Genomic DNA, 9,340 nt, shown 5'->3' with positions numbered 1-9,340 from the left:
TGCCCAAGGCGACGTGCTCAAACTCATCGGTCAGTGTCATGATCGTGATCCTGTCTGCCCCATCAGGTCATATCTGGCGGAAAACGGATAATCCACTCATCCGTTACACAGACCTACCGACACGCCCACGCACGCCAACTCATCAACATCGGCGGGCGCCACGGCGAACGCTGCGAACCTTGATGAACTACCGCACGCCACGCACGCCAACTCATCAACATCGGCGGGCGCCACGGCGAACGCAGCGAACCTTGATGAACTACCGCACGCCACGCACGCCAACTCATCAACATCGGCGGGCGCCACGGCGAACGCAGCGAACCTTGATGAACTTCCCCACGCCACGCACGCCAACTCATCAACATCGGCGGGCGCCACGGCGAACGCAGCGAACCTTGATGAACTACTGCACGCCACTCACGCCAACTCATCAACATCGGCGGGCGCCACGGCGAACGCAGCGAACCTTGATGAACTTCCCCACGCCACGCACGCCAACTCATCAAGATCGCAGCGGGGCGGGCGGCTTCGGTGCGACCGGTTATCGGGTGGCGAACTCGGCGATGCGGCCGAGGATGCCGTTGAGGAACCGCGGGCTGTCGTCGGTGGACATCTGCTTGGCCAGCTCGACGGCCTCGGTGATGGCGACCGGATCGTCGATCTCCGGAACGTAGAGCAGCTCGTACACGGCGATCCGCGCGAGGTTGCGGTCGATCACCGGCATGCGGTCGAGGGTCCAGCCCTCGGCGTAGCTCGCGATCAGCTCGTCGATCCGGTCGAGGTTCTTGGCCACGCCCTCGACCAGGCCGATCGCATAGTCCAGGTGGTCGGGGCGCGGCTTCTCGATGCGGTCCACGTACGTCCGCAGCACCTCGCTCGGCGGCAGGTCGCGCAGGTCGGCCTCGTAAAGCACGTCCAGCGCCCGCTTGCGCGCCTTGCGGCGCGCTGGCATCTGCGTTTTCGGGGCCTCAGGCATCAGGAACGGCCGAGGTAGCGGCCGTCGCGGGTGTCGACCTTGATCTTCTCGCCGGTGGTGATGAAGAGCGGGACGTTGACCGTGGCGCCGGTCTCGACGGTGGCCGGCTTGGTGCCGCCGGTGGAGCGGTCGCCCTGCAGGCCCGGCTCGGTGTACGTGACCTCGAGGAAGACGCTGGTCGGGAGCTCGATGTACAGCGGGACGCCCTCGTGCGTGGCGACCGTGGCCTCGGCCTCGGGCAGCAGGTAGTTGGCGTTCTCGCCGACGGTGCCGGCCGGGACGGTGATCTGGTCGAAGGTGTCCAGGTCCATGAAGACGTAGTCGTCGCCGTCCTGGTAGAGGTACTGCATCGTGCGCTTGTCGACGGTGGCGGTGTCGACCTTGGTGCCCGCGTTGAAGGTCTTGTCGACGACCTTGCCGGACAGCACGTTCTTCAGCGTGGTGCGCACGAACGCCCCACCCTTACCCGGCTTGACGTGCTGGAACTCCACGACGGACCACAGATCGCCGTCGAGGTTGAGCACCAGGCCGTTCTTCAGGTCGTTCGTGGTAGCCATGCCCTGCCTTGTTCTTTTGGGAAACGTATCGGTGACCGACCGAGTTTACCGGCGGCTACGCCCGGTCGCCCACCTGGGCCAGGTGCTCGATCGCCAGCCGGTAACCGTCGACGCCCAGGCCGATGATCGCGCCGGTGGCGACGGCCGTGACGACCGATTTGTGGCGGAATTCCTCACGTCGGTGGATGTTGGAGATGTGCACCTCGATGAGGCGTCCGCGCAGCATCGAGCAGGCGTCGCGCACCGCGATGCTGTAGTGCGTCCATGCGCCCGGGTTGAGCACCACGTCGGCGCCCTCGTCGGCGGCCTCGTGCAGCCAGCGGATCATCTCGAACTCGGCGTCGGTCTGCCGCACCTCGGCCTCGAGCCCCAGCCGCTTGGCCGTGTCCTGACAGATCTGGACCAGGTCGGCGTAGGTCGTCCGGCCGTAGATCTCCGGCTCCCGCGTGCCCAGCCGCCCGATGTTCGGCCCGTTCAGCACGTAGATCATCGCGCCACCTCCGCGTACGCCGCGCGCAGCAGCCCCTCGGCGGGGCCGGTGAGAATGCCCGGTTTCGCCAGGCCGTCGAGGACGACGAACCGCAAGGTGTCGGCCCGCGCCTTCTTGTCGACGCGCATCGCGGCCAGCAGATCGGTCCAGGCGTCCTTCGCGTACGCCGTGGGCAGCCCGGCCTTTTCCAGCACCGCCCGGTGCCGCGCCGCCGTCGCGTCGTCGAGCCGCCCGGACAGCCGGGACAGCTCGGCCGCGAAGATCAGCCCCACCGAGATCGCGTGCCCGTGCTTCCAGGTGTACTTCTCGCGCTTCTCGATCGCGTGGCCGAGCGTGTGCCCGTAGTTGAGGATCTCGCGCGGCCCCGACTCCTTGAGGTCGACGCCGACCACCTCGGCCTTGACCCGGACGGCCCGCTCGACCAGCTCGCGCAGATGGGCCGTCGGGTCCTGCTCGACCAGCTCCAGGATCCGCGGATCGGCGATGAACCCGCACTTGATCACCTCGGCCAGCCCGGCGGTGAGATCGTCCGGCGGCAGTGTCGCCAGCGCGCCGAGGTCGCAGAGCACGCCGGCCGGCGGATGGAACGCGCCGACCAGGTTCTTGCCGGCCGCGATGTTCACCCCCGTCTTGCCACCCACCGACGCGTCAACCATGCCGAGCAGCGACGTCGAGACCGGCACCCAGCGCACCCCGCGCAGCCAGGAGGCGGCGACGAACCCGGCCAGGTCGGTGACCGCGCCCCCGCCGACGCCGACCACCACGTCGGAGCGGGTGAAGCCGGCCTCGCCCAGCGCATCCCAGCAGCGGGCCGCCACCTCGACGGTCTTGCCCCGCTCGGCGTCGGGCACCTCGATCGGCGTGACCTTGGCCGCGAGCGCGCCCGCGAGGGCCTCGGCCCGCTCCCGCAGCGGCGCCGAATACAGCACCGCGACCCGCGCGGCATCGCCGATCAGCCCGGGAAGCTCCCCGGCGAGCCCGTGCCCGACCAGCACCTCGTACGGCCGGTCACCACCCACCTGTATGCGTGTCACCACAGCCGCAACCTTATCGGCGGTTTTTGGGGTTATATCTTTCTACCCCCATGCGGGTTATAAACGGAGCATGCCGAAAATCAACGTGTACCTGCCCGACGACCTGGCCGACGCCGTCCGCGACGCCGGCCTGCCCGTCTCGAGCATCTGCCAGCGCGCCCTCGAGCAGGCCGTCCGCCGCACCACCGCGATCCGCCAGGCGTTGCTCGACGAGATCCGGCCCGACCAGCTGACCGCCCGCCTGCCCAGCTTCACCGCTCGCCTGGTCACCGCCGTGACCCTGGCCGCCGAGCGCGCCAAGACGGCCGGCCGGCCGCACGTCACCACCGCCGACCTGCTCGCCGGCATGCTCGCCGAGGGCGGCAACCTGGCCCTGCAGCTCCTCACCGCTCTCGACATCGAGCCGGGCACCCTCGACGTCCCCACCGCCGCCGAGCCCGGCCCCGGCCAGCCCGGCCCCGGCCAGCCCGGCCCCGACCAGCCCGGCCCCGGCGAGCCCGGCCTGCGCTTCGGCAACGCGGCCGCGGTCGCCATCGAGCTGGCCGTCGGCGAAGCGATCGGCCTGGGCCACAACTACGTCGGCTGCGAGCACCTGCTGATCGCCCTCGCCGCCGAGCCCGACGGCGCCGCCGGCGAGCTGCTGCGCACCCGCGGCGCCGACGCCCGCTCGGTCCGCCGCGCCGTCGCGGCCGCCCTCGCCGGCTACGCCCACCTGCGCGCCACCGCGGGCGCGCCGGCTCTCCCCCCGGCGGTGCTGGCCGCGTTCCGCGCCGAGCTGACCCCACTGATCCAGCGCATCGAGCGACTGGAGGCTCAGGCGGCCGGCTGACGGCCGGCGTTGGCGGGCAGCTCGGTGGCCAGCACGATCTTGCCGCGGGTGTGCCGGGCGGCCAGCTCGGTGTACGCCTCCTGAACCGCCTCGAGCGGGTAGATCGCGGCGATCGGCAGCACGATCCGGCCCCACGCGATCTCCTCGGCCACGAACGCCAGCACCTCGGCGTCGCTGGCCGTCGAGCTGCCCTCGGCCTTGGCGCCGGCCCGCTGGGCGGCGGCGTAGTCGATGATCGTGTTGATCCGGGCCGGGTCCACCCCCAGCTCGACGGCCAGATCGACGTACCCGTTGCCGTACGTGTCGATGAACGCGTCGATGCGGGACGGAAGCACCTTGCGCAACCGCTCCCCCAGATCGTCGCCGTAGGCGACGGGCGTCGCGCCCACCGAGCGCAACCAGGCCGCGTTGCCTTCGCTCGCGATGCCGACGACGTGGGCGCCGGCGTTGCGCGCGAGCTGCACCGCGATCGAGCCGACCCCGCCGGCCGCGCCGCTGACGACCACGGTCTCGCCGGCCACCGGCTGCACGGCGCGCACCGACGCGTACGCGGTCACGCCCGCCACGAAAAGGCCCCCGGCGCGAATCCAGTCGAGCGCCAGGGGCTTGCGGGTCAGGTGGTCGGCCGGCACCAGCACGTAGTCGGCGTGCGAGGACCGCCAGTCGGACCACCCGAGCACCTCGTCGTCGACCGCGAACTCGGTGACCGAGGCGCCCACCTCGACCACCCGGCCCGCGAAGTCGCTGCCCTGGCCGGACGGGAACCGGGCCGGCCACCGGTCGTGCAGGAGCCCGCTCCGGATGGAGATCTCCCCGGGGTTGATCCCGGCCGCGACCACCTCGACGAGGATCTGGTCGGCCGCCGGCCGCGGACGCTCGACGTTCTCGATCCGGAGAACGTCCACGTCGCCGTACTGATCGAAACGCACCGCTCGTGTCATGCGGTCAGTCTTATCCCGCGGCGGGCTCGACCAGTCGGTCTCGTCGGTCACACCTTGAGCAGGGCCGCGACCTCGTCGGCGATCTCCTCGGGCTCGCGCCCGTCGGTGCCGATCGTGTGGGTGGCGACCGACGCGTAGAGCGGACGACGCTGGTCGAGCAGGTATTTCAGGGTGGCCCGCGGGTTGACCGCCAGCAGCGGGCGCCCGCTGCCCAGCCCGACCCGCTTCACCGCGTCGCTCAGTTCGACCGACAGATAGACCACGTTCTGTGACGCAAGCAACGCGCGCGTGCCCTCGTCGAGGATCGCGCCGCCGCCGAGCGACAGGATCCCGTCGAACTCCGCCAGCGCGTCGGCGATCACCGAGCGCTCCATCGCCCGGAAGGCGTCCTCGCCGTCGTCGAAGAAGATCTCGGGGATGGGCTTGCCCGCCCGCGCCTCGATGAGCTCGTCGGTGTCGGCGAACGGCACGCCCAGGGCGGCCGCCACCGCCGACCCGACGGTCGTCTTGCCGGCGCCCGGCGAGCCCACGAACACCGCGACCGGCGCCATCAGCGGATCACCAGCGCGTCGAGGTAGCCCGCCAGGTTGCGGCGGATTTCGGCGACCGAGTCGCCGCCGAACTTCTCCACCGCCGCCTCGGCCAGCACCAGCGCGACCATCGCCTCGGCCACCACCGCGCCGGCCGGCACCGCGCACACGTCGGACCGCTGGTTGATCGCGGTGGCCGGCTCGCCGGTGACCACGTCGATGGTCTGCAGGGCGCGGTTGAGCGACGAGATCGGCTTGAGCGCGGCCCGCACCCGCAGCGGCTCACCGTTGGTGATGCCGCCCTCGAGGCCGCCGGCCCGGTCGGTGACCCGCCGCACGCCCTCGGCGGTCGGGATGATCTCGTCGTGGGCGACCGAGCCGCGCGAGCGGGCCTGGGTGAAGCCGTCGCCGATCTCCACGCCCTTCACCGACTGGATCGACATCAGCGCCGCGGCCAGCCGGCCGTCGAGCTTGCGGTCCCACTGCACGTGCGAGCCGAGGCCCGGCGGCACGCCGTAGGCCAGCACCTCGACGATGCCGCCCAGCGTGTCGGCGTCCTTCTTGGCCGCGTCGACCTCGGCGACCATGCGCGCGCTCGCCTCCGGGTCGAGGCAGCGCAGCGGGTCGGCGTCGATCCGCTCGGCGTCCTCGGGCGTGGGGATCAGCCCGGTCTTGGCCGCCACCGAGCCCAGCTCGATCACGTGCGACACGATCGCGATGCCGAGCGCCTGCTTGATCAGTGCCTTGGCCACCACGCCGACGGCCACCCGGGCGGCCGTCTCGCGCGCCGAGGCCCGCTCCAGGATCGGCCGGGCATCGGTGTGCCCGAATTTCTGCATGCCGGCGAGATCGGCGTGCCCCGGCCGCGGCCGGGTCAGCGGCGCGTTGCGCGCCTGCGCGGCCAGCTCGGCCGGATCGACCGGGTCGGCCGCCATCACGGTCTGCCACTTCGGCCATTCCGAGTTCGCCACCCGGATCGCCACCGGACTGCCCAGCGTCACGCCGTGCCGGATCCCCCCGATGACCTCGACCACGTCCTGCTCGAAGGACATGCGCGCGCCCCGCCCGTAGCCGAGCCGCCGCCGAGCCAGATCACGGCCGATCTCGGCGCTCGTCACCTCGACGCCGGCGGGCACGCCCTCGAGCATCGCGACAAGGGCCGGTCCGTGAGATTCACCTGCAGTAAGCCAGCGCAACACGGCGCAAGTCTCCCACGCCGTTCTTTCACCCGGCCGCGACCCTGCCGTCGTCCCGCGCTCCGGAACAAAAAGCAAACCCTGATCGGGTACGCCTCAGGTGGCTGGACAACCGCATCGAGGCGAACCCGGTGCGCGACGCGAGCCCGGCGACGGGTTGCGCCCGTGCCGCGACCGCCGGGCTGAGCTGCCCGTCAGCGGCGGCCGGCGGCCTCGGACAACGCCGCCCGCATCTCCGCCTCGGGAGCGGGCACGACGCCGGTGAACTGCTCGAACTGGCTCAGCGCCTGCGCCAGCAACAGGTCGAGCCCGGAGAACACCGGCACCCCGGCGGCGGACGCGGCGGCGGCCAGCGGCGTCGGCCACGGATCGTAGATCGCGTCGAAGAGCACCGTCCCCGGCCGCCAGGTGACCTCGGCGGCCAGGTGGTCGGCGGCCCCCTTGGGCACGGTCGAGATCACCGCATCGGCCCCGAACAACGCGGCCGCCTCCGCCCACGGCGCGCCGAGCAGCTTGATCCCGAGCGCCTCGGCCGCCGGCTCCAGCTCGTCACGCGCCGAGGCGCGGCGGGTCACCACGGTCACCTCGGTCGCGCCCAGCTCGGCCGCCGCGCCGAGCGCCGCCCGGCACGTGCCACCCCCGCCGAGCACCGTCACCGACGGCGACGCCTGTCCCCCGCCCCGCACCGCCGACGTGCCGAGGCCCGCGTCGTGGAGCACTCGGACCATGCCGGCGACGTCCGTGTTGTCGGCGTGCCAGGTGCCGTGCTCACGGCGTACCAAAGTATTGGCCGCACCCGTCGCCCGCGCGACCTTCGTCGCTGTCGCCGCAAGGCGCAGCGCCTCCTCCTTGAGCGGCATGGTCAGCGACAGCCCCGCCCACGTCGCGTCCAGACCGGCGAGCAGACCGGCGAGATCGGGCACGTCGCACTCGATCGCCACATAACTCCACCCGGTGAGGCCGGCCGCGACGAAACCCGCGTTGTGGATCACCGGGGAGAGCGAGTGTGCGATCGGCCGGCCGAGCACGGCGGCCCGGCGACCCGGCGTGGCCCGGCCGTCCGGTGTGTCCGCGGAAGTCACGGACACACCGTAGCCGAGGCTTTCAGCAGAGCGGCACGCCGTTCCGGCAGGCCTGGGTGATGTTCTTCCGGTGTTGCTCGTAGTCGTTGGTGAAGACCGAGTTGCCGGCCTTGTCGATCGCCACGAAGTACAGCCAGTTGCCCGCGGCCGGCTGCATGGCGCCCTGCAGCGCCGCCTGGCCGGGGTTGTCGATCGGCCCGAGCGGCAGCCCGCGCTTGCTCTTGGTGTTGTACGGGTTCTTCGGGTCGTCGATCTCGGCGGCGGTGAGCTTGCCGGAGTGCTTGGCGCCCTTGCCGTTGAGCTCCAGCCAGTAGTTGGCCGTCACGTCGAACTCGAGCGGCATGTTCGCCTTGTACACCCGGTTGTACGCCACCCGGGCGATCTTGGGATAGTCCTTCGGAACGCCGGCCTCGGCCTGGGTGAGCGAGGCGACGATCAGCGCCTCGTACGGCGACACGGACAGGTTGTTCTGCACGTTGTCGGCGAACTGCATGTCCCCGGTCACGGTCAGGAACCGGTCCACCATGACCTTGAGGATCTGCTCGGCGTTCAGTTTCGGGTCGAACTCGTACGTGTCCGGGAACAGGAAGCCCTCGATGCTCGCGGTCGCGGCCGGCTTGTTGTCGCGCCGCTTGAACCAGTAGTCGGGCACGCCCAGGTTCTCGACCGGTTTCTTCGCGGCCGCCTGGAAGTCCTTGACCGGGATGTTCGTCGCCTTCGACAGCGTCGCGTAGATCTGCATCGAGGTCTGACCCTCGGTGATCGTGACGCCGGAGGTGATCCGCGATTTCGGGTCGAGCAGCAGGGTGACCGCGCTCTTGGCCGCCATCTGCTTGCGCATCTTGTACGTTCCGGACTGGATGTTCTTGCCGCGGGGGTTGTCGCCGGCGGCGTTCACGAACGCCTTGGTGCTCTTGACCACGTCGGAATCGACCAGCGTGTTGCCGATCTCGGTGAGGGTCGCGTTCTTGGCGATGGTCACCTGGACGGGATCGGTTCCCTCCCCGCTGTAGTCGGCCGCGACGAAGAAGTCCTTCACCTTGTTGTAGCCGAAGTACACCCCGCCGCCCAGGACGGCCAACAGGATGAAAGCCATCAAGAACGCGACGCCGGACTTACCCGAGCTTTTCTTACCACCGCGGCCCCGCCGATGGCGCGGCCTGGTGCGGTCGGCGTGCTCGTCGAACGCCAGGTCCAGCTCGTCGATCATCTCTGCCTCCGCTGCGCGTCCAGCCAGCTCTGCAGGATCTCCACCGCGGCCGCCTGGTCGACGACCGCCCGCTGCCGCTTGCCCCGGACGCCGCGCTCGGCGAGCCGTCGGGTAGCGACCACGGTTGACATCCTCTCGTCCGCCAGGACGATCGGCACCGCGCCGACCGCCTCCGCCAGTCGACCAGCGTACGCACGAATGTCGATGGCGGCAGGGCCCTCGGCGCCGTTGAGGCGCACGGGAAGCCCCACCACGATCCCGACCGCCTCGTGTTCCCCCACGAGACGAACGAGCTCGGCTATGTCGCTGGGCACGGCGTTGGGTGCCGCACCCATGTCACGGGGCACCGTGACCAGGGGGGTGGCCAGGATCCCGTCAGGGTCGCTTATGGCGACCCCGACGCGCACCTTACCGACATCCACGCCCAGCCGCCTACCCCGCGACAGCGCGCTCATCCGGTCACCCTCTCCATCCAACCGCCCTGGCCAGCGCCCT

The 9,340-nt window shown here is 70.8% G+C and carries 11 protein-coding genes; 1 reads left to right on the top strand and 10 read right to left on the bottom strand.

Translation table 11 applies throughout. The features are described from left to right. Nucleotides 1–541 precede the first annotated feature (541 nt). The 4 genes from nusB to aroB are packed head-to-tail and all read right to left on the bottom strand — an operon-like array spanning nucleotide 542 to nucleotide 3,060. On the bottom strand, nucleotides 542–952 hold the full coding sequence (gene nusB / locus ACFQS1_RS23800; protein WP_378972081.1) for a transcription antitermination factor NusB: 411 nt from the start codon (nucleotides 950–952) through the stop codon (nucleotides 542–544). A 23-nt stretch (nucleotides 953–975) separates the two neighbouring features. Further along, nucleotides 976–1,533, bottom strand: a complete 558-nt coding sequence (gene efp, locus ACFQS1_RS23795) for an elongation factor P (protein WP_378972079.1) — start codon at nucleotides 1,531–1,533, stop codon at nucleotides 976–978. Between the two features lie 55 nt (nucleotides 1,534–1,588). Beyond that, nucleotides 1,589–2,023, bottom strand: a complete 435-nt coding sequence (gene aroQ / locus ACFQS1_RS23790) for a type II 3-dehydroquinate dehydratase (RefSeq protein ID WP_378972076.1) — start codon at nucleotides 2,021–2,023, stop codon at nucleotides 1,589–1,591. Further along, the gene (gene aroB / locus ACFQS1_RS23785) at nucleotides 2,020–3,060 is read right to left on the bottom strand and encodes a 3-dehydroquinate synthase (RefSeq protein ID WP_378972074.1); all 1,041 of its coding nucleotides are present in this window, start codon (nucleotides 3,058–3,060) and stop codon (nucleotides 2,020–2,022) included. Before aroB ends, aroQ begins: the two co-directional genes overlap by 4 nt. 67 nt (nucleotides 3,061–3,127) lie before the next feature. Here aroB and ACFQS1_RS23780 point away from each other — a divergent pair, with 67 nt between their 5' ends. Further along, nucleotides 3,128–3,886 (top strand): Clp protease N-terminal domain-containing protein, encoded by a 759-nt coding sequence (locus ACFQS1_RS23780; RefSeq protein WP_378972071.1) that lies wholly within the window; start codon nucleotides 3,128–3,130, stop codon nucleotides 3,884–3,886. Here ACFQS1_RS23780 and ACFQS1_RS23775 read toward each other — a convergent pair. From ACFQS1_RS23775 to ruvX, 6 genes are all read right to left on the bottom strand, one after another. Beyond that, nucleotides 3,871–4,827 carry an NADP-dependent oxidoreductase gene (locus ACFQS1_RS23775; protein WP_378972068.1) on the bottom strand — a complete coding sequence of 319 codons (957 nt, stop codon included), beginning with the start codon at nucleotides 4,825–4,827 and terminating at the stop codon, nucleotides 3,871–3,873. The genes ACFQS1_RS23780 and ACFQS1_RS23775 overlap by 16 nt on opposite strands. Before the next feature lie 47 nt (nucleotides 4,828–4,874). Continuing rightward, nucleotides 4,875–5,378 carry a shikimate kinase gene (locus tag ACFQS1_RS23770; RefSeq protein ID WP_378972066.1) on the bottom strand — a complete coding sequence of 168 codons (504 nt, stop codon included), beginning with the start codon at nucleotides 5,376–5,378 and terminating at the stop codon, nucleotides 4,875–4,877. Next, nucleotides 5,378–6,556, bottom strand: coding sequence for a chorismate synthase (gene aroC / locus ACFQS1_RS23765; protein ID WP_378972063.1), 1,179 nt, complete (start codon nucleotides 6,554–6,556; stop codon nucleotides 5,378–5,380). Before aroC ends, ACFQS1_RS23770 begins: the two co-directional genes overlap by 1 nt. A gap of 191 nt (nucleotides 6,557–6,747) precedes the next feature. Further along, on the bottom strand, nucleotides 6,748–7,641 hold the full coding sequence (locus ACFQS1_RS23760; RefSeq protein WP_378972061.1) for a shikimate dehydrogenase: 894 nt from the start codon (nucleotides 7,639–7,641) through the stop codon (nucleotides 6,748–6,750). A 16-nt stretch (nucleotides 7,642–7,657) separates the two neighbouring features. Further along, nucleotides 7,658–8,845, bottom strand: coding sequence for an endolytic transglycosylase MltG (gene mltG, locus ACFQS1_RS23755; RefSeq protein ID WP_378972059.1), 1,188 nt, complete (start codon nucleotides 8,843–8,845; stop codon nucleotides 7,658–7,660). Continuing rightward, a complete protein-coding gene (gene ruvX / locus ACFQS1_RS23750) occupies nucleotides 8,842–9,300 on the bottom strand; it encodes a Holliday junction resolvase RuvX (RefSeq protein ID WP_378972056.1) in 459 nt (152 codons plus the stop codon). The genes mltG and ruvX overlap by 4 nt, the downstream gene beginning before the upstream one ends. Nucleotides 9,301–9,340 lie beyond the last annotated feature (40 nt).

Source organism: Paractinoplanes rhizophilus (assembly GCF_042664765.1).
GTDB lineage: Bacteria > Actinomycetota > Actinomycetes > Mycobacteriales > Micromonosporaceae > Actinoplanes > Actinoplanes rhizophilus.
Note: the sequence above shows the minus strand (reverse complement) of the source record. Positions and strands in the feature narration are given on the sequence as shown.

Bases quoted from the DNA above. Each gene is read 5' to 3' on its own strand.
- ACFQS1_RS23770 (WP_378972066.1), bottom strand. From the start codon at position 5,378: ATGGCGCCGGTCGCGGTGTTCGTGGGCTCGCCGGGCGCCGGCAAGACG.
- nusB (WP_378972081.1), bottom strand. From the start codon at position 952: ATGCCAGCGCGCCGCAAGGCGCGCAAGCGGGCGCTGGACGTGCTTTAC.
- efp (WP_378972079.1), bottom strand. From the start codon at position 1,533: ATGGCTACCACGAACGACCTGAAGAACGGCCTGGTGCTCAACCTCGAC.
- aroQ (WP_378972076.1), bottom strand. From the start codon at position 2,023: ATGATCTACGTGCTGAACGGGCCGAACATCGGGCGGCTGGGCACGCGG.
- ruvX (WP_378972056.1), bottom strand. From the start codon at position 9,300: ATGAGCGCGCTGTCGCGGGGTAGGCGGCTGGGCGTGGATGTCGGTAAG.
- ACFQS1_RS23780 (WP_378972071.1), top strand. From the start codon at position 3,128: ATGCCGAAAATCAACGTGTACCTGCCCGACGACCTGGCCGACGCCGTC.
- ACFQS1_RS23775 (WP_378972068.1), bottom strand. From the start codon at position 4,827: ATGACACGAGCGGTGCGTTTCGATCAGTACGGCGACGTGGACGTTCTC.
- mltG (WP_378972059.1), bottom strand. From the start codon at position 8,845: ATGATCGACGAGCTGGACCTGGCGTTCGACGAGCACGCCGACCGCACC.